The organism is Achromobacter sp. SD115, from assembly GCF_017355315.1.
GTDB lineage: Bacteria > Pseudomonadota > Gammaproteobacteria > Burkholderiales > Burkholderiaceae_B > Achromobacter > Achromobacter xylosoxidans_B.
The window spans coordinates 45,206-67,530 of record NZ_JADIJM010000011.1; the positions used below are offsets into that span (position 1 = coordinate 45,206).

The 22,325-nt window shown below is 65.4% G+C and carries 19 protein-coding genes and 1 tRNA gene; 12 read left to right on the plus strand and 8 right to left on the minus strand.

The annotated features are described in order from the left end of the window. Positions 1 to 11 precede the first annotated feature (11 nt). From IPU70_RS16840 to IPU70_RS16850, 3 genes are read left to right on the plus strand one after another with little or no spacing between them, the layout of a single operon-like run. Positions 12 to 833: an SDR family NAD(P)-dependent oxidoreductase gene (locus tag IPU70_RS16840; RefSeq protein WP_207468836.1), complete on the plus strand. Its 822-nt coding sequence runs from the start codon at positions 12 to 14 to the stop codon at positions 831 to 833. A 23-nt stretch (positions 834 to 856) separates the two neighbouring features. After that, positions 857 to 1,369, plus strand: a complete 513-nt coding sequence (locus IPU70_RS16845) for a carboxymuconolactone decarboxylase family protein (protein ID WP_207468838.1) — start codon at positions 857 to 859, stop codon at positions 1,367 to 1,369. A gap of 44 nt (positions 1,370 to 1,413) precedes the next feature. Beyond that, positions 1,414 to 2,379, plus strand: coding sequence for a tripartite tricarboxylate transporter substrate binding protein (locus IPU70_RS16850; RefSeq protein ID WP_013391170.1), 966 nt, complete (start codon positions 1,414 to 1,416; stop codon positions 2,377 to 2,379). A 73-nt stretch (positions 2,380 to 2,452) separates the two neighbouring features. On the opposite strand, the gene IPU70_RS16855 is transcribed toward IPU70_RS16850, so the two are convergent. Further along, on the minus strand, positions 2,453 to 3,358 hold the full coding sequence (locus IPU70_RS16855; RefSeq protein ID WP_207468840.1) for a cytochrome c5 family protein: 906 nt from the start codon (positions 3,356 to 3,358) through the stop codon (positions 2,453 to 2,455). Positions 3,359 to 3,590: 232 nt separating this feature from the next. On the opposite strand from IPU70_RS16855, the gene IPU70_RS16860 reads away from it, so the two are divergent. Next, a tRNA-Arg gene (locus IPU70_RS16860) sits at positions 3,591 to 3,665 on the plus strand. Between the two features lie 137 nt (positions 3,666 to 3,802). On the opposite strand, the gene IPU70_RS16865 is transcribed toward IPU70_RS16860, so the two are convergent. The 3 genes from IPU70_RS16865 to IPU70_RS16875 are packed head-to-tail and all read right to left on the minus strand — an operon-like array spanning position 3,803 to position 7,811. After that, entirely contained in the window at positions 3,803 to 4,558 is a 756-nt protein-coding gene (locus IPU70_RS16865; RefSeq protein ID WP_207468841.1) for a GntR family transcriptional regulator, read from the minus strand. Next, complete coding sequence (locus IPU70_RS16870; protein WP_207468842.1) at positions 4,555 to 6,324, minus strand: glycerol-3-phosphate dehydrogenase/oxidase; 1,770 nt, start codon at positions 6,322 to 6,324, stop codon at positions 4,555 to 4,557. The genes IPU70_RS16865 and IPU70_RS16870 overlap by 4 nt, the downstream gene beginning before the upstream one ends. Further along, the gene (locus tag IPU70_RS16875) at positions 6,321 to 7,811 is read right to left on the minus strand and encodes an FGGY family carbohydrate kinase (protein ID WP_207468844.1); all 1,491 of its coding nucleotides are present in this window, start codon (positions 7,809 to 7,811) and stop codon (positions 6,321 to 6,323) included. Before IPU70_RS16875 ends, IPU70_RS16870 begins: the two co-directional genes overlap by 4 nt. Before the next feature lie 179 nt (positions 7,812 to 7,990). On the opposite strand from IPU70_RS16875, the gene IPU70_RS16880 reads away from it, so the two are divergent. From IPU70_RS16880 to IPU70_RS16900, 5 genes are read left to right on the plus strand one after another with little or no spacing between them, the layout of a single operon-like run. Further along, positions 7,991 to 9,025, plus strand: a complete 1,035-nt coding sequence (locus tag IPU70_RS16880) for a substrate-binding domain-containing protein (RefSeq protein ID WP_207468845.1) — start codon at positions 7,991 to 7,993, stop codon at positions 9,023 to 9,025. After that, positions 9,022 to 10,545, plus strand: a complete 1,524-nt coding sequence (locus IPU70_RS16885; RefSeq protein ID WP_207468846.1) for a sugar ABC transporter ATP-binding protein — start codon at positions 9,022 to 9,024, stop codon at positions 10,543 to 10,545. Before IPU70_RS16880 ends, IPU70_RS16885 begins: the two co-directional genes overlap by 4 nt. Then, positions 10,542 to 11,573, plus strand: a complete 1,032-nt coding sequence (locus IPU70_RS16890) for an ABC transporter permease (RefSeq protein WP_207468847.1) — start codon at positions 10,542 to 10,544, stop codon at positions 11,571 to 11,573. Before IPU70_RS16885 ends, IPU70_RS16890 begins: the two co-directional genes overlap by 4 nt. Then, positions 11,570 to 12,550, plus strand: a complete 981-nt coding sequence (locus tag IPU70_RS16895) for an aldo/keto reductase (RefSeq protein ID WP_207468848.1) — start codon at positions 11,570 to 11,572, stop codon at positions 12,548 to 12,550. Before IPU70_RS16890 ends, IPU70_RS16895 begins: the two co-directional genes overlap by 4 nt. 13 nt (positions 12,551 to 12,563) lie before the next feature. Next, complete coding sequence (locus IPU70_RS16900; RefSeq protein ID WP_207468849.1) at positions 12,564 to 13,412, plus strand: class I fructose-bisphosphate aldolase; 849 nt, start codon at positions 12,564 to 12,566, stop codon at positions 13,410 to 13,412. A 45-nt stretch (positions 13,413 to 13,457) separates the two neighbouring features. On the opposite strand, the gene fdx is transcribed toward IPU70_RS16900, so the two are convergent. The 3 genes from fdx to IPU70_RS16915 all read right to left on the minus strand — a co-directional run bounded on the left by fdx (position 13,458) and on the right by IPU70_RS16915 (position 15,403). Beyond that, positions 13,458 to 13,796, minus strand: a complete 339-nt coding sequence (fdx, locus tag IPU70_RS16905) for an ISC system 2Fe-2S type ferredoxin (protein WP_207468851.1) — start codon at positions 13,794 to 13,796, stop codon at positions 13,458 to 13,460. 16 nt (positions 13,797 to 13,812) lie between these two features. Then, positions 13,813 to 14,292 (minus strand): Cu(I)-responsive transcriptional regulator, encoded by a 480-nt coding sequence (cueR, locus tag IPU70_RS16910; protein ID WP_207468853.1) that lies wholly within the window; start codon positions 14,290 to 14,292, stop codon positions 13,813 to 13,815. A gap of 106 nt (positions 14,293 to 14,398) precedes the next feature. Then, positions 14,399 to 15,403, minus strand: a complete 1,005-nt coding sequence (locus IPU70_RS16915) for a 2Fe-2S iron-sulfur cluster-binding protein (RefSeq protein WP_207468855.1) — start codon at positions 15,401 to 15,403, stop codon at positions 14,399 to 14,401. Positions 15,404 to 15,635: 232 nt separating this feature from the next. Between IPU70_RS16915 and IPU70_RS16920 the strand changes: the two genes are divergently transcribed. From IPU70_RS16920 to IPU70_RS16930, 3 genes are read left to right on the plus strand one after another with little or no spacing between them, the layout of a single operon-like run. Next, the gene (locus IPU70_RS16920; RefSeq protein WP_305827159.1) at positions 15,636 to 16,955 is read left to right on the plus strand and encodes an efflux RND transporter periplasmic adaptor subunit; all 1,320 of its coding nucleotides are present in this window, start codon (positions 15,636 to 15,638) and stop codon (positions 16,953 to 16,955) included. Continuing rightward, positions 16,952 to 20,128, plus strand: coding sequence for an efflux RND transporter permease subunit (locus tag IPU70_RS16925; RefSeq protein ID WP_207468856.1), 3,177 nt, complete (start codon positions 16,952 to 16,954; stop codon positions 20,126 to 20,128). Before IPU70_RS16920 ends, IPU70_RS16925 begins: the two co-directional genes overlap by 4 nt. A 20-nt stretch (positions 20,129 to 20,148) precedes the next feature. Then, positions 20,149 to 21,621: an efflux transporter outer membrane subunit gene (locus tag IPU70_RS16930; RefSeq protein ID WP_207468857.1), complete on the plus strand. Its 1,473-nt coding sequence runs from the start codon at positions 20,149 to 20,151 to the stop codon at positions 21,619 to 21,621. Positions 21,622 to 21,732: 111 nt separating this feature from the next. Here the strand turns inward: IPU70_RS16930 and IPU70_RS16935 are convergent, their stop codons facing one another. Further along, positions 21,733 to 22,236 carry a ClbS/DfsB family four-helix bundle protein gene (locus tag IPU70_RS16935; RefSeq protein ID WP_207468858.1) on the minus strand — a complete coding sequence of 168 codons (504 nt, stop codon included), beginning with the start codon at positions 22,234 to 22,236 and terminating at the stop codon, positions 21,733 to 21,735. Between the last annotated feature and the right edge of the window lie 89 nt (positions 22,237 to 22,325).

Below are 22,325 nucleotides of genomic sequence, written 5' to 3' on the forward strand. Positions count from 1 at the left end.
GGATAGTCGCGATGAACGTGCATGAGCAAGCGGGCGCCGGACGCCTGGCGGGCAAGGTGGCCTTGATCTTCGGCGCGGGTTGCGTGGGACCGGGTTGGGGCAACGGAAGAGCGATCGCCGTGCGCTTCGCCCAGGAGGGGGCCGTGGTGGTCGCGGTGGACATACGGCCGGAGTCACTGCCCGAGACCCTGGAGTTGGCTGGACGCTACCGGTCCCGCATCGAAACCCAGATCTGCGATGTGGGCGACGCGGCCCAGGTCGCTGCGCTGGTCCAAGCCGTGGCGCGGTGTCACGGGCGGATCGACATTCTGGTCAATAACGTGGGAGGTCCCATTCCCGGCGGTGCGGCGGCGCTGACGCAAGCGGATTGGCGCAGGCAGCTCGACTTGAACCTGACCTCGGTGTTCACCACCTGCCAGCACGTCCTGCCCATCATGCAGGAGCAGGGCGCTGGCGCCGTGGTCAACGTGTCTTCGACCTCGGCCATACGCTGGACCGGCGCGCCGCAGGTCGGCTATGCGGCGGCCAAGGCCGGCGTAATGCAGTTCGGCCGTGTGGCCGCCGTGGAATACGCCGGCAAGGGGGTGCGCATCAACACCGTCCTGCCGGGCCAGCTCCATACGCCGCTGGTCGATGCCTTCCTCGCCGGCCAGCAGAGCGCGGGCGACATCGACGCCTTGCTGGAGCGGCGGCGCCGCCGCATTCCGTTGCCGCTTTCCGGCGATGGCCGAGACACGGCCAATGCCGTGCTCTTTCTCGCCTCGGACGAGGCGCGTTTCATCACCGGAACCGAACTGATCGTGGACGGGGGCATGAGCGCCCGCTGCGACTGAAAACCAAGCTGAGGAGAATCACGATGGCGCGAATTGAATATGCGGATATCGCCAGGCCGGAGATCCGGCCGCTGGTCGAACGCATCGAACGGGAGCGGTCCAGCCTGCCGAATCTCTATCGGATGCTGCTCAACAGCCCGCCGGTGGCGCAGGGCTGGCTGGCCTATCTCACGGCGATACGCCAGCACAGCGGGCTTGCGCCCAAACTGCGGGAGATGCTCATCCTGCGCGTCGCGGTGCTGAACCAGGCCGACTACGAGTTCGAGCAGCATCTGCCGATCGCTTTGAAAGCGGGTTGCAACGAAGACCACGTGCAGGGCTTGAAGACCGGCGATTTCACATCGCTGGACGCGGGCGAGCGCGCGGCCATGGCGTATTGCGATGAGGTGACGCGCGAGATCCGGGTCCGGGACGCTACGTTCGCCGCCGTCCGCGAGGCTTTCGATGCCCGCGCGATCGTCGAGATCACAGCCACGGTGGCCGCGTACAACATGGTGTCGCGCTTTCTGGAGGCCATACAGATCGACCACGAATGAACGGCTGGTCGTACAGCCGGTAAATAAAAACACAGGAGACATGCATGCATAGCTTCAAACGATTTGGTGGCGCGTTCGCCTCTCTTGCGCTGGGCCTGGCCCTGAGCGCGCCGGCACATGCCGGCTATCCGGCAAAACCGGTGCAACTGATCATTCCGTTCGCGCCGGGCGATACCGACCAGATGCTGCGGCCCATCACCGAGAAGATGGGGCAATACCTGGGCCAGCCCATCGTGATGAACTACAAGCCCGGCGCGGGGGGAGGCATAGGCGCGGCATACACGGCCTCGGCGGCGCCCGACGGCTATACCATCGTGGGCAGTTCGCCGGGCGCGCTGGTCGTGGTTCCGCTGGCCAACAAGGAGATCAAGTACACGACGGAGTCCTTCGCGCCGGTCGCCGCCATATCCCTGGGCGGCATGATGATCGTCGCGCCCGGGAAGTCCAGGTACAAGACCCTGGCCGACGTGGTGGCCGATGCCAAGGCGCGTCCCGACGCCATCTCCTACGGCACCTCGGGCGCCATGGGCATCAGCCATCTGCTGGGCGAGACGTTCGCTTCCGAGGCCAAGGTCAAATTGCGCCACATCCCCTTCCAGGGCAGCACGCCGGCGGTCACCGCCTTGCTCGGTGGCCACACGGATATCGCCGTGTCCGCGGTGGGGCCGGCGCAGGCGCACATCCAGTCCGGCGGCCTGCGGCCGCTGGCCGTCTTCAGCAGCAAGCGGCTGGCGGCCTATCCGGACGTGCCGACTCTGCGCGAACTGGGCTACGAGGTCGGCAGCCCCACCATCTATGGGCTGATGGCGCCCAAGGGCACGCCGCCCCAGGTAGTCGATGCCTTGTACCAGGCCGCCCGCAAGGTAGTGGCGGAGCAGGGCGATGAGGTGAACAAGACCCTGGGCGGCATCGGCGCGGAAATCAGCGTGCTGAGCCCGCAGGAGTACGGCGCCTATCTGCAGGAGCAGCGGGCGTTGTTTTCCAAGGCGATCGGCCTGATCCGCGAATAACCGGCGCGCCAGCGCGCAAAGAAAAAGCCCCTTGATTGGCTCAAGGGGCTTTTTTCATCGTGGGCGGCGAGTCTTACTTGGCCGCATCCACCATGTACTGCACCGCAGCGCGGATATCGTCTTCCGAGGCGTTGGCCGCGCCGCCCTTCGGGGGCATCGGCGGCTTGCCTTGCATGGCGACCTTCACCATGGCGTCCATGCCGGTCTTGATGTACGGATCCCAGGCGGCCTTGTCGCCGAACTTGGGGGCGTTGGCCACGCCGGTGGCATGGCAGGCGAAGCAGACGCTCTTGTACAGCTTTTCGCCGGCCGGGTTGACCGCTGCTGCGGCTTGCGGCGCGGCGGCGGGAGCAGCCGGCGCGGGTGCCGCAGCGACCGGGGCCGGAGCCGCAGCAGCCGGGGCAGCAGCAGGCGCTGCGGGTGCGGCGGCAGGAGCGGCAGCCGCTTCCTTCTTGTCGCCTTCCGCGGCCGGAGCGGCGGGTTCGGGCAAGGAAGCGCCGGACTTGTTGGCCATGTACACCACGGCGCGCGCGACTTCGTAGTCGGACAGCGTGGGGTTGCCGCCCTTGGCGGGCATGCCGCCCTTGCCGTGCAGGGCCACGTTCATCATGGCGTCGTAGCCCGCGGTGATGAAGGGCGCCCAGGCGGCGTTATCGCCCACCTTGGGTGCGCCAGCCACGCCGGCGGTATGACAGGCCGTACAGACGGCGGCGAAGACCTGTTCGCCGGTCTTGAAGACCTTGGGGGCATTCGCATCGACCAGCTGGAAACCAGCGACCGGGGCAATGCGCTTGGCGACGGCTTCTTGGGACAGTGTGTCCGAACCCGCTCCTGTCTTGTTGCCCGAGACCACCATGTTCACCAATAGGATGATGATGGCGATCGGGATCACGAAAGACAGGACGATCGTGACGATCAGTTGCTTCGGGGTCTTGATGGGGGAGGAGTGCTCTTCTATGTGTTCCTGCTCGTTGCTCATGACCAAATCCTGCTAACGGGTACCGGGGGCGCCTGGCGGCGGCAACAGAAAATCAGTACTGCACAAGTCGGCGGCATGGACGGCCCGCCTTGCAAGCAAACGCTGGATTATATAACGGTGTCATAGACACGCGTCCAATGCATCTGACCGGGTTTTCGCTGAGTTTGACGGAAGATTTGATCCCGTTCATGCAGTTCTGCGAAAACTGGGTACAATACCGCCTCCTTGCGCTGCGCCCGTAGTTCAATGGATAGAATGAGAGTTTCCGAAGCTCTTGATACAGGTTCGATTCCTGTCGGGCGCGCCACAGCATTCCAGGGTTACGTGAATCACGTGTTCACGGCACACCCAAGACGCAGTTGGCGTGACGCGCCGCCGCGTATCCCTTCCGCGGATTCCTGACCCTTCCCACCTGATCGCCAAATCTGCAAGCGCCTTGCTGCGTCAGGTGGTGGTCTGCACATGCAGCCGGCTGGACTTGCAGCGGTGCAAGGCGCGGTAGTGTTCCAGCGGACGTCCATTGGCGCCATACGCGATCGACTCGATGCGCAGCAACGGTTCGGGTTCCTTCATCCCCAGCAATTCGCAGGTCTCGGCGTCCGGTTGGATGGCATCTATCCAACGTTCCGCACGCACGATGCGCAGGCCGTACTGCCTGCGCAGCACGTCGTAGAGCGAACGGTTTTCGAGGCGGGTGCGGTGCAGCCCCGGCACCAGGTCCGCGGGCACGGCGGTTTCCACCAGCAATTGCAGTTCGCCGTCGACGCTGCGCAGCCGCTTGAGCGCCACGACCTGGCCGCCTTCGGCCAGCCCCAGCGAACTGGCCTCGTGCGCTGTCGGCGCGCGCAGTTCCTGCCGCAGCACCTGCGTGCGCACGGTGCGACCCTTGCGTTCCATCTCGTCCGAAAAGCCCAGCACGGTGGAAACGAAATCTTCGTCGCGTTCGCGCGCCGACACGAAAGCGCCTTGGCCGCGTATTTTGTAGATCAGGCCGTTGCGGACCAGGTCCGCCAGCGCCTCGCGCACGACGATGCGCGAAATGCCATATTGCTCGCCGAACTCGGCCTCGGTCGGCAGCTTGTCGCCCACGGCCAGTTCGCCTTGCAGGATCTTGGCGCGCACCACGTCGCGGAACTGCGCCCAGAGCGGGGCGCCGGCGCTGCGGTCCAAGATGGCTTCGGTGGAGATGGGGCTGCTCATGTCGTCAAGGAGTTGGAAATCGAACCTGCGGCCAAGATGGAATCGGTGGGCTTTGCCCACGATGCCTCGTCCGCAGGAAGTTGAACACAATGCCGGTCCCGCAACGTCGCGGTGCAGGCCCGTAACTCGGTCTGCTGGCGCTCGGCGCTCCAGCCCAGCTCGGCCGCGGCGATGTCGGCCAATTCAGCCAGCAGCGCCGGGGTGACATGGCCGCGGATGGCCAGCAGGGTGCGCCGGATCACCAGATCGACCAAGTGCTGCACGGCCGTTACGCGGCACAGATAGCGGATCTCGGCTGCGGAATGGTCCGGTGCATGGCGCAAGGGCTTATCGCCTGTAGCCGCGAAATCCGCCGCCACGGCGCCCGCCCGTGAACCATAGCGCATGAACAGTTCGGTGACGCGCTCGCGGCTCAGTCCGGTGGCAGCCTGAAGGCTGTCCAGAAAGCGTTGCCGCCCCGGCGCATCGGCGGGCATGCCCGCTCCGCCGCCGATGGCCACTTGCTCGGTTGACTGGCGTCGCGCGCGGCCCAGTTGCTGCAGCACCGCGTCGGCAGCCAGTTGCGCCAGCGAACGGAAGGTGGTCCATTTTCCGCCTACCAGGCACACCATGGGCACCTCGCGCCGTGCGTTGGGCGGGTCGATCACCACCGCGTGATCGCGCGATATCTGTCCGGGCTTGTCGGCATCCGACTGGGCCAGCGGCCGGACTCCCACATAAGTGTAGACCACGTCATTCCGGCTGAAAGCCAGGCGGGGAAACACCTCGTGCAAAACGTCGAGCAGGTAGTCGATCTCTGCCGGTTCGGTTGCGGCAAGGTCCGGATCGTCCACCGGTATATCGGTGGAGCCCACCAGCACCCGGTCCAGGAAGGGGTAGACGATGCACACCCGGCCGTCGGACGCCTCGAAGTAAGCCATGCGGCCCTGAAGCGCCGAGCGCAGCGCGGGATGATTCAAAATCAGGTGTGACCCCTTGGTGCCCATGACGCGTGAACCGGCGCCTTGTAGCGTGCCGGCCGCGCGGTCCAGCCAGGCGCCCGTCGCGTTGACCACGGTGTCGGCGGTCACTTGCACGGATTCTCCGGTGAGCGCGTCGCGCAGCGTGATGGTGCGGCCCTGGCATGCCGTCACGCTGCAATAGTTCGATGCGACCGAGGCCGGATGGCCGCGATGCGCATCGTCGATCAGCTCCAGCACCAGCCATTCCGGATGCCGTATCCAGGCATCGTAGTAAGTGGCTGTCCAGCGCACGTCCGCGCCGAACAGCGCGCCGTCCGCTTGCGGTACGCGTTCGATGCGATGTTCTGGCATGATGCGCTGGCTGCGGCCCAGCCGGTCGTAGAGGCGCAAGCCCAGCCCCACTACGCACAGTCCCCGCGCGCCAGGCGAGGCGCTCAGGCCGGCAAAGCGCAACATGCTGCCCCACAAGCCGCCGAAGCGGCTGGATAGCGGCACCACGGTTTCCAGCGGATGTACCAGATGCGCCGCGTTGCGCAGCAGCAGATTGCGTTCGCGCGTGGCTTCCGCCACCAGCGAAAATGCGCCGCTTTCCAGGTAGCGCAAGCCGCCGTGGATCATGCGCGACGGCGCGCTGCTGGCGCCAGCAGCCACATCGTCCTTGTCCACGATCAGGCAGTCCACGCCTTGCAGCGACAGGTCTCGGAACACGCCAGCGCCGTTGATGCCCGCGCCGACGATCACCGTCGAAAAATGACGGCCCGCCAACGAGGCCGGACGCGCGAAGGTCGGTGTGTGCGGGGTCATCGGGCCGGTTCCGCCAGATGGCCGAAGGCGGGAGCCATGCTGTCCACCAAACCATGGAAGCTGGCGTAGAAATCGGCATGCGCCTGTGTCTCGGCGGCTAGCGGTTCGACCGTTTCGGATGGGGCCGGCAGCAAGTCGTCGCCGCCGGGGTTTTGCGATAGCGCGGCATACAAGGCGGCGCCACGCGCGCCGGTTTCGTCGTCGCCGCAGCGTTCCACGGCATGGCCCAGAAAGCCCGCCAGCAGACGCGCCAAGCGCAAATCCCGAGCGCCGCCGCCCAGGGCCGCGACCCTGCCCGGCACGCCCAGCCCAAGCGCCGCCAGGCGTTTCAGATGCCACGCGTGCAGCGCCACCACGGCGTCGATCACGGCGCGCGCCATGTGCGCGCGGGTGTGATGCCCTTGCAGGCCGACGTAGCCCGCGCAGGCTCCCGCCGGCCAGCTTCCGCCGTTGATGAAGGGCAGAAAGCGCAGGCCGTCGGCGCCCAGGGGCACGCCCATCGCGCATTCCACCGCCGCGGCCGCGTCCGGGAACTGCAAGGTGCGCGCCAGCCAAGCCACGTTCGCCATCGACGACGGGCTGTTTTCCAGATAGAGCCTGCGGTCCGGATCGCCGAAGCTGACGATGGCGCCAACCTCTGGTTTCGGCTCGCGAGCCGGCGCCACCACGGCATTCACGCACCAGGTGCCGAGCACGGCCACGGCATGGCCTTCGCGCTCCGCGCTCACCGCCTTCAGTGAGGCGAGCAGATCGATCGCACCCAGTGCCACGGGCAGGCCGGCGGGCAAACCGAAGGTGGCCGCCTGGGCCGGCCGCAGCCGGCCGATCACCGTGCCGCTGGGCGCGATGGGCGCCGGCGCCGTGGCTGCCAGGCCAGACAGGCCGGCGGCCTCGAAGGCCATCGTGGACCAGGTCCCGGCCTTGAGCGACAGCAGGCCCGCGGTGCTGGCGTCGCTGGCGTCCGTGACGATCTCGCCGGTCAACAGGAACCCCAGATAGTCCTTGGCGAACAGCAGGTGGCGGATGCGATGGTGCTGTCCGGCGTCCGCGCCGAAGAGCTCCGCGGCGATCAGCGACGACTGTCCGGCCCACGGCCGGCACCCCACTTCGTCATACAGCGCATCCCCCTTGCGGCGGTCCAGCGCCCGGGCGCGGGCGGCGGCGCGCTGATCGGTCGATGCCACCGCGCGGCCCTCCAGCAATTGGCCGCTCGCATCCAGCGCATACAAGCCTGCGCCATGACCCGTGCAGCAGAGCGCGCGTACGTCCGCCACGCGCCTGCCCAGCTGGGTCGCCACGCCTTGCAAGGCCAGCGCCAGCGCCGCCTCGATGGCGTCCGCGGACAGCTCGCAACCGCCTTGCGCCAACTGCCGGTAGGGCAGCGCGCCGCCCGATGCGGCCAGCGTGGCGCCGCTCCCGGCCTCGAAGGCGACCGCCTTCAGGCCCGTGGAGCCCATGTCTATGCCTAGGTAGATGTCTGTTTTCATGTCATAACATTGTCTACAGAAATTTCACGCAGGATAGCAGTGTTTCCCCTAGTAATCTAAAAATTTGCCGTGCAATATAGTTCGTCGATGTCATAACAACGATTCGACCCGGACAGGTTGAACAACAGGCACCGAGGGCTCCAGGGTTCTTGGATCTTTGCGAAAAAAAGGAGCGGAACATGAGACGAGATTTCTTGAAGACCGTAGCGGCGGCGGGCGCCAGCCTGGCGGGAGCCAACGCCTTTGCGCAGAACACCCCGCAAGCCCCCGGGCTGCGCGGCAACGCGAACGACGTCTACGTGATGAACGTGATGGTGTCCGGGGTGGAGTACTGGTTTCCTGTCTACGAAATGATGAAGCAGCTGGGCCATTCGCTCGGCGTGCGCACCCGCTATTCGGGTACGCCCGAATATGACGTCAACAAGCAGCTGGCCTCGTTCGAGCAGGAACTGGCGCGCAAGCCGGCCGGCATCCTGCTGCACCCCATGAATCCCGACCCCTTCATCGAGCCCATCAATCGCGCCGCGGCCATGGGCATCCCGGTGGTGACCTTCGCGGCCGACTCTCCCAACTCCAAGCGCGTGTCCTTTGTCACGTCCGACAATGACCGTGAAGGCGCGCAGGCCGCCGACGCCATCGCGGCCGCGCTCAACGGCAAGGGTGAATACGCGGTGCTGGAAAATCCCGGCCAGGACAACCATGACCGCCGCGTCGCCGCCTTCATCAACCGCATGAAGACCCAGCATCCCGGGATGAAGCTGGTGGGCCGCGCGGCCAGCAATCAGGACCCGAACAAGGCCTACCAGGCCACGCTGAGCCTGGCGCAGGCCAACCCCGGCCTGGGCGCCCTGTTCATGCCCGAAGCCAATTCGGCGCTGGGCGCGGCACAGGCATCGATCGAAACCAAGAAGAACATCAAGGTTCTGTGCTGCGACGTGAACGCCAAGATCCTGGACATGATCAAGTCCGGCGAGGTCTTTGGTTCCGTCAATCCAAACCAGGGCGTGCAAGGCTACATGGGGATGATGCTGTTGTTCCTGGCCCGCAACCAGCAACTGATCGACCCGATGAACGACGCCAAGCGCAACGGCACCAACCCGATGGCGGTGCCGTTCCTGGACAACGGCCTGTCCATCGTCAGCAAGGCGAACGCCGACGACTTTTATTGGGACAAATACCTGGCGCGCCGCGGCACCAAGGGCATCAACGAATGAACACGACCGCAGCGCTGCTGGAACTGCAGGGCATCAGCAAGCAGTTCGGCGCGTCCAAGGCCCTGGCCGACGTGCGTTTCACGCTGCGCCGGGGCGAAATCCATGCCTTGTGCGGCGAGAACGGCGCCGGCAAGTCGACGTTGATGAAGATCATCGACGGCATCCACCAGCCGGATAGCGGCGATATCTATCTGGAAGGCGAGCGCGTGGTCATCAACGGGCCGGCCCATGCCATGCGCCTGGGCATCGGCCTGGTCCACCAGGAAATCGCGCTGTGCGGCGACGCCACCGTGGCCGAGAACATTTTCATGCCCGCGATCAGCGCCGGCGCGCAGGCCTGGATGGACTATGCCAGCCTGAACCAGCGCGCCGCAGGCGTGCTGCGGCGGCTGGGCCAGGACATCGACCCGGGCTTGCGCGTGGATGCGCTGGGCATATCCAGCCAGCAGCTGGTCGAGATCGCCCGTGCCTTGACGCTGGACTGCAAGGTGCTGATCCTGGACGAACCCACGGCCGCGCTGACCGAAATCGAGTCCGTGGCGCTGTTCCGCGTGTTGCACGACCTGAAAGCCCAAGGCATCGGCATTGTCTACATCAGCCACCGCATGGCCGAGATCTTCGAGCACTGCGACCGCGTCACGGTGTTGCGCGACGGCCGCGACGTGCACAGCGCCGATATCGCGGCGCTCTCTCCAGACGCGCTGGTGCGTTGCATGGTCGGACGCGACCTGGGCAACTATTACCCGCCCCGGCAAGCCGCTGGCGATGCGCCTGCCGAGGTTCTGCTGGAAGTGGAGGACATCGCCGATGGCGCGCATGTCCACGGCATTTCGTTCACGCTGCGCCGGGGCGAAATCCTGGGCATCTCCGGCCTGATGGGCGCGGGCCGCAGCGAACTGGCCGAAACCGTGTGCGGCCTGCGGCGCGCACGGCGCGGCGCGGTGCGGCTGCGGGGCCGGCCTCTGCGGCTGCGCCGCTATGCCGACGCCCTGCGCCACGGCATTGCCTACCTGAGCGAAGACCGCAAGGCCGCCGGCCTGTTTCTGGACATGCCGATCGAACAGAGTGTGTCCTCCATGGCGCTGGGCCGCATCAGTTCACGCTTCGGCCTGCTCAAGCGGGTAGCGGAACGCAGCCTGGCGGTCGAGCTGGGCGCACGGCTCAAGCTCAAATCCGACGGCGTGGCTATCGACGCCAGCTGCCTGTCGGGCGGCAACCAGCAAAAGGTAGCCATCGCCAAACTGCTGGCCACCCGCCCCTCGGTGCTGCTGATGGACGAACCCACGCGCGGCGTGGACGTCGGCGCCAAATCCGAGATCCATCACCTTCTGCGCGAGCTGGCCAACCAAGGCGTGGGCGTGGTGGTGATCTCGTCCGAACTGCCCGAAATCATCGGTCTGTGCGACCGGGCCCTGGTCATACGCAATGGCAGGCTCGCCGGCGAACTGGCGGCAAGCGACATGACGGAAGAAAGACTGCTGCGGCTGGCCTCGGGCCTGTCCGCCCAGGAGGCGACATGATGAGTGACCTGAAGTCCCAACCCGCGGCCGAAGCGGTCCTGCCGCCTCCCGCTGCCAGCCTGCCGCCTGGCCCCCGCCCGGGGCGGCGGCTGGGCAGCTTCCGCGAAGCGGGGCTGCTGCTGATCATCGCCGCGCTGTGCGTGGTGATGAGCTTCGCGTCGCCGCATTTCCTGACCTGGGAAAACGTGCGCGCCATGCTGTTGTCGTTTTCCATCGAAGGCATCGTGGTGGTCGGCATGACCATCCTGGTCATTGTCGGCGGCATCGATCTGTCGGTGGGTTCGGTGGTCTGCCTGGCCATGGTCATTACCGGCAAGCTCTTCCTGATGGGGCTGGACCCATGGACCGCCAGCCTGGCTGCGATCGCCGTGTGCACGATGGTGGGCGCGCTCATCGGCGGCTGCGTCACACGCATCGGCCTCAGCCATTTCATCGCGTCGCTGGCGTTCATGGTGATCGTGCGCGGCCTGTGCCTGGCGATCACCCAGGGCACGCCGCAATCGCTGTTCTCGCTGCCGCCGCAATTCAAGTTCATCGGCCAGGGATCCATAGGCGGTATTCCCGCCGTCATCCTGATCTTCGCCGCCATCGTCATCGTCAGCGACTTCGCATTGCGCCGCGCGGCCCTGTTGCGCAAGGTGTTCTACACCGGCAGCAATGAAAAGGCCGCGCTCTATGCCGGCATCCGCACCGGCCGCGTGAAGTTCTGGGTCACCGTGCTGTGCTCGACCCTGGCCGGGGTCGCCGGCGTGGTCTACACGGCTCGCTTTGGCGCCGCGACGCCCAACTTCGGCGTGGGCATGGAGCTCAATGTCATCGCGGCGGTGGTAATCGGCGGCGCCAGCCTCAAAGGCGGCTCGGGCACCGTGCTGGGCGCGGTGCTGGGCCTGGCTTTGTTGTCGGTCGTCACCAGCTCGCTCATCCTGCTGGACGTGTCGCCCTACTGGCAAGACGTCGTCAAGGGGCTGATCCTGTTGGCCGCCGTCACCGTCGACCATCTCATGAACGTCAGAAAGGTTTCCCGATGAAGACTACAACACTGGGCGCGTCCGGCATCGCCTGCGAATCCGTCGGCCTGGGCACCTGGGCCATGGGCGGCTGGATGTGGGGCGGCGCGGACGACGCGGCCGCCATTGCCGCCATCCAGGCATCCGTCGACGCGGGCGTGCGGCTCATCGACACCGCGCCCGCTTACGGCCTGGGGCACGCCGAAAGCCTGGTCGGCCAGGCGCTCAAGGGGCGCCGCCAGCAGGCGGTCATCGCCACCAAATGCGGACTGGTCTGGCACACGCGCCAAGGCGAACACTTCTTCGACGAGGACGGCCAGGCCGTGCATCGCCACCTGGGCCGCGCCTCCATCTTCCATGAAGTGGAACAAAGCCTGGCGCGCCTGCAGACGGATTACATCGACCTCTACATCACCCACTGGCAAGACGCCGGCACGCCCGTCGCCGAAACCATGGACGCCTTGCTGGATCTGAAGCGGCAAGGAAAGATCCGCGCCATCGGCGTCAGCAACGTGGACTCCGGCACTCTGGCCGAGTACCTGCGCCACGGCCCGGTCGACGCCATCCAGGAACGCTACAGCCTGATCGACCGCGAAATCGAATCGACGCTGATGCCGCTGTGCCGCAACCACAACGTCGGCATCCTCGGGTACTCCTCGCTGGCGCTCGGCCTGCTGGCCGGCCCCATCGACCCCGGCCGCCGCTTTACCGGCGACGATCAGCGCGCCGCCAACCCCCGCTTCAGCGTCGCCAATCGCGGGCGGCTGCAAGGCTTCTTCGCGGAACTGGAGCCTCTGCGCCAGCGGCTGGACTGCCCGGCTTCGCAGCTGATGATCGCCTGGACCACACGGCCGGGCGGCGTGACCGTGGCGCTATGCGGCGCACGCACGCCGCAGCAGGCCACGCAGAACGCCGCCGCCGCCGCGCTGGCGCTCTCGCCTGAAGACCTTGCCGTCATCGACCAGGCGGCCGGGCGCCACCTGCAAACACTGGATTGAACAAGGAATCCCCATGCTGCACAGAAAAGAAGCGCGCCTGAACCGGCTGCTGACCAACGGTCGCTGCCTGGACATCGCCGTCGATCATGGCGTCTGCAATGAACCCGGCTTCCTGTCCGGGCTGGAGGACATGCCGGCCGTGATGGAACAACTGGCGGCGGCGCGCCCCGACGCCATCCAGCTGAACTACGGTCAGGCCGATCTGCTCCAACAACGCCCCGGCCGGGACAAGCCCGCGCTGGTCATGCGCCTGGACATGGGCAATCCCTACAACGCCACCACCCATCGCGTGATGTGGGCCGTGCTGCAAAACGAACAAGACCCGGTGCTGCCCGCCGTCCAGATGGATGCGGCCTGCGTGGTCGTCAACTTGTTCATGCTGCCGGACGAGCCCGACTTGTTCCGCCAGTGCGTCGCCAACATCGCCCGCGTGCGCGCTGACTGCGATCGCTACGGCATGCCGCTGATGATCGAGCCCCTGGTCATGGCGCCACACTCCGCGCGCGGCGGCTATATGGTCGATGGAGATGCCGAGAAGATCGTCACCCTGGTGAGGCTGGCGCGCGAAATGGGCGCCGATATCGTCAAGGCCGACCCCACGACTGCCACGCGCGATTTCCATCGCGTGGTGCAGGCGGCGCGTTGCCCCGTGTTGGTACGCGGCGGGGGGCGGGAGGACTTGCGCCAGGTCTTCGAGCGGTCGCGCGAGTTGCTGGATGAAGGCGCCGTGGGGTTGGTGTATGGCCGCAATGTCTACCAGCATGCCGATCCGTCGTCAGTGGTGCGGGCACTGATGGCCATGATCCATGACAACGCCAGCGCCGGGCAGGCGTGGGACATGTATGAGGCGGGAGGCCGATAGGACGCGAGGCTCATTGGCCGAAATCCATGACACCCCAGCCAGATCCTAATGCTCCTCCTTGGCATGGTTGATCGTGTACTTGGGAATGGCGACGGTAAGGTCCATTTCGGCCACGATGGCCTGACAGCTCAGGCGGGACTGCGCTTCCAGTCCCCAGGCCCGGTCAAGCAGATCGTCCTCGCTCTCATTGGCTTCGTTCAAGGATTCAAAACCCTTGCGCACGATGCAGTGGCAGGTCGTGCAGGCGCTGCTCATGTCGCAGGCGTGTTCTATTTCAATGCCGTTGGCCAGCAAGGCCTCGCAGATCGTGGTGCCGGCCCGCACCTCGAGCTCGGCGCCTTCAGGCGCCAGTTCGGCATGCGGAAGAACGGTGATTTTTGGCATATCTGATTCCAGGTTCTCAGCAAGCTGACGCGGGTTTCGCCGGTCTGCCGCTGCGAAAGCGCCGCTGCACCGCGCCGCTGCGCGCGGCAGGCTCCGGCTCTCTGTCGTCGGGCTGCTCAAGGGTATGCAGGATGGGGCAGTTGGACCGCTCGTCGCCCGCGCAGCATCGGATCAGCGTCTTGAGCGTCTCGGCCATTTGCCGCATGCTTTCGATGCGCCGGTCCAGTTCGGCCAGGTGTTCCTGGGCCACGCGCTTGACGTCCGCGCTTTGGCGCGATTGGTCGTGCCACAGGCCCAGAAGATCCTTGGTTTCGGCCACCGAAAAGCCCAGATTGCGGGCGCGGCGGATGAAGTGGAGCCGGTGGATGTCAATCCGGTTGTAGGCGCGGTAGCCGGACGTGGTCCGCTGCGCCGCGGGTATCAGGCCGATCTGCTCGTAGTAGCGGATCATCTTTGCCGAGACCTTGGATGTCTTGGACGCTTCGCCGATGTTCATGGAAGTCTCCTTGCTCATGGGGAGGGGGGCATGAGGGAAGCCTGAGGCTTGCCAACGTGGGAAGGTCAAGCGTGTCCGCTGCTGCGGGGCCTGGCGGGAGACCGGGCTACTGTGGCGTAAAAAAGACGTCGGCGTGCATGTCCTGGACCTTCAGGCCGCGCTCGAATGCGAGCGCCATGGCTGCCTCCACCATCGCTGGCGGGCCGGCGACATAGGTTTTCCAATTGTTGAGGTCCGCCAAGTCTTCTCCGACCGCTTGCGTGACGACGCCCGTCCGGTATTGCGCCGCCTGCGTTTCGGACAACACCGGCACAAAGCTCAGGTTGGCGTGGCGGCGAGCCAGTTCCTGGAAATGCTCGACGAAATAAAGATCCCGTGCCATGCGCGCGCCGAAGTAGACGTGTATCGGCTGCCTCATGCCGTGCGCGAGCGCGGTTTCGACGATTGAGTTGATGGGAGCCAATCCCGATCCGCCGGCGATGCAAAGCATCGGTCCGGAATGCTGTTCGCGTAGATGCGAGGACCCGAGCGGAGCGCGGAGTGTGACGCGTTCGCCAGGCTGCAGCGCGGTGTGGACATAGCCCGACGTGACCCCGCCCTGAACCCGGCGGATGTGGAATTCCAGTTCGGAATCGCCCGGCCTGTTGGCCATTGAGTAGCTGCGTGCCGGCGACTGGCCGAATGTAATGTCGGCATACTGCCCGGCGGCGAACGCCAAGGCGTCCGTTCCGTCTGGCCGAATCCTGACGCGCCTGATGTCGTGCGTCAGTTCGTCCATGGAAACGACAAACCCTTCCAGATGCTGGACGGGCGCGGCGGCCGCCACCTCGTCGGTCGCGATCCAGGCTACCGCGACATCGGTTTTCGGTAGCGCACGGCACGCCAGAATGAACCCGCGCGCCTTTTCTTCTTCCGTCAACGCGTAGCGCGAGTGCGGCAGCATTTCCGCCTCGCCTTCAATCAGGCGGGATTTGCAGCTTCCGCAGCGGCCGGAACGACAGCCGTGCGGATAGGCAACGTCATGCTGCAGAGCCGCCTCGAGTATGGTCTGTCCGTCCAGAAGCGGCAGTCGGGTTCGCGCCTGCCGGATATCCACTGTTTTGCCGCTCATGTCGCGGCTCCCTCGATGAGCGCAGCCGTCATCGCAGGCCCCATCGCGTGGGATTGAGGTTCATCGTGAGAGAGGTTCTGCATGATTGTTCCGAGTACTTCAGATTGGTATGGGACGGCATCAAGATGCCTTCCGGTCTTCAGACAACGGCCCAAATCTATTCCTTCCAACGATTGCAAGGTCAATAGCCTGAAGCGCCTGCAAGCGCGGGCTTGACCTTCCCGTTGTTGTAATGCCTAGCCTTGCCGAATTGCTGCAGAGAAGCTTCGGAAGGGCCGAAGCCCTGCTGTACAGAAGGGGCAAGTCGATGCGTCGAAAATTCAGAATTGTTGTGACGGCAGGAGCCATCGCGGCGGCCGGAACCATTGCGTTAGCGGCCGGTGAGTCCTCCGGAGATGAAAGCAAGACGGGAGCCCCGACGGGCGCAGTGGCCGCGCCGATGGCGCCACAGGTGCCGGTGGCCGAAGTGATTCAGCGCGTCATCTCGCCATCGACCGACTTCACCGGATACCTCTCGGCTCCGGAGACCGTTGAATTGCGGTCACGCGTAAGCGGGGCGGTCGATGCCGTCAGCGTTCCGGAGGGCAGCCTGGTGCGCAAAGGGCAACAGCTGTTTCAGATCGATCCGCGGCCATTTCAGGTCGCGCTCGATACCGCCACGGCACAGCTGCGCCAGGCCGAGGCCCTGGCCAGCCAGGCCCAGGGTGACTTCGACCGCGCCCAGCGACTGGTGGCCACCGGCGCGGTTTCGCGCAAGACCTATGACGACGCCGTCTCCGCGCGCAACGCTCGCCAGGCGGAGATTCTGGTGGCCAAAGCGGCCGTCGCAGCGGCCCGGCTCGACCTGTCCTACGCACGCATCACCGCGCCGATTTCGGGGCGTGTCGACCGGGTTCTGGTGACCGAGGGCAATCTGGTCAACGGCGGCGCGGCGGGCGTGGCCAACCTGCTGACCACGATAGTGTCGATCGACCCCGTGCATGTGTACTTCGATATAGACGAAGCGACCTACCTCAATGCCGTGAGACAGGTCCGGCCGGACTCCCGCGGCGGAAAACCGTCGTTGCCGGTAGCCGTGGCGCTGACGACGGACCGGGGCTTTCCTCACCAGGGCATGCTCGACTTCGTGGGCAACCAGATCGACCGGCGCACAGGCACGATCCGCGTCCGCGCCGTCGTGCCGAATCCCGACGGCCTGCTGGCTCCGGGACTGTTCGCGCGCGCCAGGCTGGCGACGGGCATTGAGCGCCCGGCCATTCTGGTCGATGACCTGGCGGTCGGCACGGACCAAGGGAAGAACTACGTCCTGGTCGTAGGCCAGGACCATCAGGCCCAGTACCGCGCGGTGGAGTTGGGCCAGATGGCGGATGGCCTGCGCATCATCAATAGCGGCTTGCAGGCCGGAGAAAAAATCATCATCAAGGGTCTGGTGCGTCCCGGCATGACGGTCACGCCTCGTCTGGTGCCCATGCAACAGGTAGCCATCGCAGCGCAGAAGGCCGGCAATGCGGGCGATGGCGCCGCTGCCGGCTCCACGGAGACCCGCCAATGAAGTTTCCCCATTTCTTCATTGCCAGGCCGATCTTCGCCATCGTCCTGTCGCTGTTGATGCTGCTGGCGGGCGGCATCGCTTTCTGGCAGCTGCCGCTGAGCGAATACCCTGCCGTCACGCCGCCCACGGTGCAGGTGACCGCGAGCTATCCCGGCGCCAATCCGCAGGTGATCGCCGATACCGTCGCAGCCCCTCTGGAACAGGTGATCAACGGCGTCGAGGGCATGCTTTACATGAGCTCCCAGATGGCGGTCGACGGCCAGATGGTGCTCACCATCGCGTTCAAGCAGGGGACGGACCCGGACATGGCGCAGATCCAGGTGCAGAACCGGGTCTCGCGCGCCTTGCCGCGCCTGCCGCAGGAGGTGCAGCGCATCGGGGTCGTGACGCAGAAGACCTCACCCGATGTGTTGATGGTGGTACACCTCGTTTCGCCCGAAAAGCGCTACGACCCCCTGTACTTGTCGAACTTCGCCATTCGGCAGGTGCGCGACGAACTCGCACGGCTGCCGGGCATCGGCGACGTTCTGGTCTGGGGCGCCGGCGAATACTCCATGCGCGTCTGGCTGGACCCCACCAGCGTTGCCGCGCGCGGCTTGACCGCCAGCGATGTGGTCGCGGCCCTTCGAGAGCAAAACGTGCAGGTCGCCGCGGGATCCGTGGGCCAGCAGCCGGATACCTCGTCCGCCTTCCAGGTGACCGTCAATACCCTGGGCCGCCTGACGAGTACGGAACAGTTCGGCGACATCGTTGTGAAGACCGGCGCCGATGGCCAGGTCACCCGGCTGCGCGACGTCGCCCGGGTGTCCTTGGGCGCGGATTCCTACACCCTGCGCAGCCTGCTCAATGGCGAGTCGGCGCCGGCCCTGCAGATCATCCAGAGTCCTGGCGCCAACGCCATCGACGTTTCCAATGCGGTCCGTGCCAAGATGCAGGAGCTGCAGCAAAGCTTCCCGCAAGATGTGGAGTACCGGATTGCCTATGATCCCACCGTCTTCGTGCGCGCCTCGCTGCAATCCGTAGCAGTCACGCTGCTGGAGGCCATCATTCTGGTGGTGATTGTGGTGGTGCTGTTCCTGCAGACCTGGCGGGCCTCCATCATTCCGCTCGTGGCCGTGCCGGTGTCGCTGGTGGGCACCTTCGCGCTGATGCACATGTTCGGCTTTTCGCTCAACACCTTGTCGCTGTTCGGCCTGGTGTTATCGATCGGCATTGTGGTGGACGACGCCATCGTGGTGGTCGAGAACGTGGAGCGGCACATGGCCCTGGGAGAATCCCCGCGTCAGGCTGCGATCAAGGCCATGGATGAGGTCACTGGCCCCATTATCGCGATCACCTCGGTGCTGGCGGCGGTCTTCATTCCTTCGGCGTTCCTTTCCGGATTGCAGGGCGAGTTCTATCGTCAGTTCGCGCTGACCATCGCCATCTCGACCATACTCTCCGCCATCAATTCCCTCACCCTGTCGCCCGCGCTGGCGGCCATCCTGCTCAAGCCGCATCAGGACGCTGCCAAGGCCGACTGGCTCTCGCGCGTCATGGGCAAGGCGTTGGGCGGATTCTTCCGGCGCTTCAACTTCTTTTTCGACAGCGCCTCGCACGCGTATGTCGGCACCGTGCGCCGGGCGGTGCGCGGCAGCGCCATCGTGCTGCTGCTATACGCCGGCTTTGTCGGCCTGACATGGCTGGGCTTCAACCAGGTGCCGAATGGATTCGTGCCGGCCCAGGATAAGTATTTCCTGGTGGGCATCGCGCAGTTGCCCAGCGGCGCTTCGCTCGACCGGACGGAGGCGGCCGTGAAGCAGATGTCGGAGATCGCGCTGGCCGAACCCGGCGTGGAGAGCGTGGTTGCCTTTCCCGGACTTTCGGTCAACGGTCCGGTAAACGTGCCGAACTCGGCGCTGATGTTCGCCATGCTCAAACCCTTCGATGAGCGCCAGGACCCTTCGCTTTCCGCCAACGCCATCGCAGGAAAGCTGATGGGCAAGTTCAGCCAGATTCCGGATGGGTTCCTGGGCATTTTCCCGCCGCCTCCCGTGCCAGGACTGGGGGCCATGGGTGGCTTCAAGCTGCAAATCGAGGACCGCGCCGGAATGGGGTTCGAGGCGCTGATGCAGGCGCAGGGTCAGATCATGGCCAAGGCCATGCAGGCTCCCGAACTGGCAAACATGCTGGCCAGTTTCCAGACCAACGCGCCGCAATTGCAGGTGGACGTCGATCGCGTGAAGGCCAAGTCCCTGGGGGTGTCGCTGACGGACGTGTTCGAGACCCTGCAGATCAACCTGGGATCGCTCTACGTCAATGACTTCAACCGCTTCGGACGCACTTACCGGGTCATGGCGCAGGCCGACGCGCCGTTCCGCATGCAGGCCGATGACATCGGCATGCTCAAAGTGCGAAACAACAGCGGTGAGATGATTCCGCTGAGCGCGTTCGTGACTCTGACACGCGGGTCCGGTCCGGACAGAGTCATCCGCCACAACGGCTTTCCGTCGGCGGATATCAGCGGCGGCCCCGCACCGGGCTATTCCTCGGGGCAGGCGACTGATGCGATAGAACGCATCGTCCGCGAGACCTTGCCGGAAGGAATGGCCTATGAGTGGACAGACCTCGTCTACCAGGAAAAGCAGGCCGGAAATTCGGCGCTTTACATCTTTCCCCTGGCGGTGCTGCTGGCCTTCCTTATCCTCGCAGCCCAATACAACAGCTGGTCGCTGCCGTTCGCCGTGCTGCTCATTGCACCCATGGCGTTGCTCTCGGCGATAGGTGGCGTCTGGCTATCCGGTGGAGACAACAACATCTTCACGCAGATCGGCTTCGTGGTGCTGGTGGGGCTGGCCGCCAAGAACGCCATCTTGATTGTGGAATTTGCCCGCACCAAGGAAGAAGAGGGCGCCGATCCGCTGGCGGCGGTCCTGGAGGCGGCCCGTCTGCGCCTGCGCCCCATTCTGATGACTTCGTTCGCGTTCATTGCCGGCGTGGTGCCGCTGGTGCTTGCCACGGGCGCTGGCGCGGAGATGCGCCATGCCATGGGTATCGCCGTATTTGCGGGCATGGTGGGCGTGACACTGTTCGGCCTGCTGCTCACGCCCGTGTTCTATGTCGTCGTGCGCAAGCTGGCGCTGCGCCGGGAAGCCCGCCAAGCCTTAGCCCGTTCGGGCGACCAGCACGCATGATGGCCAGGAGGAATTTCGACATGACGTACCGTTTTACTCGTTCCCGGCACGCCGGCATGCTTGCGCCGCTCGTCCTTGCGGTCGCGTTGACTGGGTGCTCCTTGGCGCCGAAGTACGAACGCCCGGAAGCTCCTGTCGACGCGAGCTATACGCCGGATGCTCAGGACGTGCAGCAACAGCCTGATGCGATGGCTGCGGCCGACATAGGCTGGCGCGACTTTTTCCGTGACCCGCTATTGCAGCAATTGATAGAAATTTCGCTGCACAACAACCGGGATATGCGCCGGGCCGCGCTCAACGTCGAGGCGGCGCAGGCGCTGTACCGGATCCAGCGCGCCGCCATACTGCCGAACCTCAGCGTCTCGGCCAGCGGCGCATCCGAGCGCATTCCAGGCGATCTCGGGGCCGCGCAGGCCGGCCACGTCGCCAGACGCTACGACGTGGCGGGCGTGACGGCCGCCTGGGAACTGGATTTCTGGGGCCGCATCCGCAGCCTCAGCGACCAGGCCCTGGCCTCCTATCTGGCGCTGGAGGAAACCCGGATCGCCACGCAACTGAGCCTGGTTTCCGAAGTGGCCAATGCGTATCTCACGCTGCGCGCTGACCAGGAGCTGCTGCGTCTGACGGAAGATACCCTGGCGACGCAAAAGCGTTCTTACGATCTGACGGCCGATCTGGCCGCGGCAGGCAATTCGACGCAACTCGATGTGCGCCTGGCGGAGATTGCGTTGCGCAACGCGGAAGCCTACCGCTCCGCTTACTCCCGGCAAGTGTCGCAGGACCGCAATGCCCTGGTGCTGCTGCTGGGGCAGCCGCTGTCGCCCGCGCTGTCCCGTCAGCTGGACGAAGCGGCAACGCTGCCCGACGGTATCGTTCCGACGGATTTGCCGACCGGGCTGCCATCCGACTTGCTGGTCCGCCGGCCTGACATCCGTGCGGCAGAGCAGATGCTGCGTGGTGCCAACGCCAATATTGGCGCTGCGCGCGCGGCCTTTCTGCCGGCGATCAGCCTGACGGGCTCGGCGGGTTCCGCCAGCGCATCCCTGGATGGCTTGTTCGATTCCGGGTCGCGGGCCTGGACCTTCCTGCCGCAGATCACGCTGCCCATTTTCCGGGGCGGCGCCTTGCTGGCCAATCTGGAAGTGGCGCATGTACAGAAGCGTATCGAAATCGCCAGCTACGAGAAGGCGATTCAGGTGGCGTTCCGTGAGGTAGCCGATGGATTGGCGGGCAAGCGCACGCTCGACGACCAGATCCGTTCGGAGCAGTTGGCGGTGGCGGCCAGCCGCAGTGCGTACGAGCTGGCAGAGCTGCGCTTTCAGGAAGGCGTGGACGACTATCTCACCTTGCTTGAAGCCTATCGCTCGCTATACGGCGCACAGCAAATCCTGGTGCGGACACGCCTGACCCGCTTGAACAATTTGATCGGGCTTTACAAAGCGCTGGGAGGAGGGTGGTCGGAGCATACGGTGCAGTCGCCCGCTGGCGCCTAGGCATCCGCCGGCGGCATGAACCCCTGGGGGCATCGCTAGTCCCCAGGGGCTTTGCCAGCCGCCTTGAGATGGCGGCGGGGCTCGTCAGCGATAGCCCGGTGTTGATACCTGCTATACGACCTGCTTCCACGCGCGCAACTTCGACAGCGCGTTGGCGTATGCCATGCACGTGAAGATCTGGAGCTGGCCGCCCAGGGTTTCGGCTCCTCCGCTCGAGGGCGCGAAGAGCGCCACTTCCGAATGCAGCTCCACGCTGTTGACCACGCGCTCCTGTCCGAGCCTGGTCAGTTCATGCAAGTCGTGAAGACTACGGCCGGTGAAATCGCGCCGGAATGCATGAGCCAGCCGGCCGACTCTTTCCAGCATGGCCTCCCGGCTGTAATACGAGGCGCCGGCCTCCCGCGTTCCGGCCGCAGCGAACTGCAGGATCATCGTGTTCCAGAGAATTACGTCGATCAGTACGGTTGCGGCATCGATGTGCATGCGATGAGCGTGTCCCACCTCCGCCGTCTTGCGGTAAAGGCTTGCGCGGATGGTGGCCGTCTCTATGCGGAACTGTCGGTGCCGGTCGCGGATGTTGCGCAGGAGCTCTTGTCTGGATGCGGGCAGTTTCATCGGGATCTATCCTCCAAGTCGTCGAACATCGGGCCGTCGGATTGCGTCCGATGAGTCTGCCCGCCGCGGGCGCAGTGCCGGCCACAGAG

Bases quoted from the DNA above. Each gene is read 5' to 3' on its own strand.
- IPU70_RS16840 (WP_207468836.1), top strand. From the start codon at position 12: ATGAACGTGCATGAGCAAGCGGGCGCCGGACGCCTGGCGGGCAAGGTG.
- IPU70_RS16845 (WP_207468838.1), top strand. From the start codon at position 857: ATGGCGCGAATTGAATATGCGGATATCGCCAGGCCGGAGATCCGGCCG.
- IPU70_RS16850 (WP_013391170.1), top strand. From the start codon at position 1,414: ATGCATAGCTTCAAACGATTTGGTGGCGCGTTCGCCTCTCTTGCGCTG.
- IPU70_RS16855 (WP_207468840.1), bottom strand. From the start codon at position 3,358: ATGAGCAACGAGCAGGAACACATAGAAGAGCACTCCTCCCCCATCAAG.
- IPU70_RS16865 (WP_207468841.1), bottom strand. From the start codon at position 4,558: ATGAGCAGCCCCATCTCCACCGAAGCCATCTTGGACCGCAGCGCCGGC.
- IPU70_RS16870 (WP_207468842.1), bottom strand. From the start codon at position 6,324: ATGACCCCGCACACACCGACCTTCGCGCGTCCGGCCTCGTTGGCGGGC.
- IPU70_RS16875 (WP_207468844.1), bottom strand. From the start codon at position 7,811: ATGAAAACAGACATCTACCTAGGCATAGACATGGGCTCCACGGGCCTG.
- IPU70_RS16880 (WP_207468845.1), top strand. From the start codon at position 7,991: ATGAGACGAGATTTCTTGAAGACCGTAGCGGCGGCGGGCGCCAGCCTG.
- IPU70_RS16885 (WP_207468846.1), top strand. From the start codon at position 9,022: ATGAACACGACCGCAGCGCTGCTGGAACTGCAGGGCATCAGCAAGCAG.
- IPU70_RS16890 (WP_207468847.1), top strand. From the start codon at position 10,542: ATGATGAGTGACCTGAAGTCCCAACCCGCGGCCGAAGCGGTCCTGCCG.
- IPU70_RS16895 (WP_207468848.1), top strand. From the start codon at position 11,570: ATGAAGACTACAACACTGGGCGCGTCCGGCATCGCCTGCGAATCCGTC.
- IPU70_RS16900 (WP_207468849.1), top strand. From the start codon at position 12,564: ATGCTGCACAGAAAAGAAGCGCGCCTGAACCGGCTGCTGACCAACGGT.
- fdx (WP_207468851.1), bottom strand. From the start codon at position 13,796: ATGCCAAAAATCACCGTTCTTCCGCATGCCGAACTGGCGCCTGAAGGC.
- cueR (WP_207468853.1), bottom strand. From the start codon at position 14,292: ATGAACATCGGCGAAGCGTCCAAGACATCCAAGGTCTCGGCAAAGATG.
- IPU70_RS16915 (WP_207468855.1), bottom strand. From the start codon at position 15,403: ATGAGCGGCAAAACAGTGGATATCCGGCAGGCGCGAACCCGACTGCCG.
- IPU70_RS16920 (WP_305827159.1), top strand. From the start codon at position 15,636: ATGCCTAGCCTTGCCGAATTGCTGCAGAGAAGCTTCGGAAGGGCCGAA.
- IPU70_RS16925 (WP_207468856.1), top strand. From the start codon at position 16,952: ATGAAGTTTCCCCATTTCTTCATTGCCAGGCCGATCTTCGCCATCGTC.
- IPU70_RS16930 (WP_207468857.1), top strand. From the start codon at position 20,149: ATGACGTACCGTTTTACTCGTTCCCGGCACGCCGGCATGCTTGCGCCG.
- IPU70_RS16935 (WP_207468858.1), bottom strand. From the start codon at position 22,236: ATGAAACTGCCCGCATCCAGACAAGAGCTCCTGCGCAACATCCGCGAC.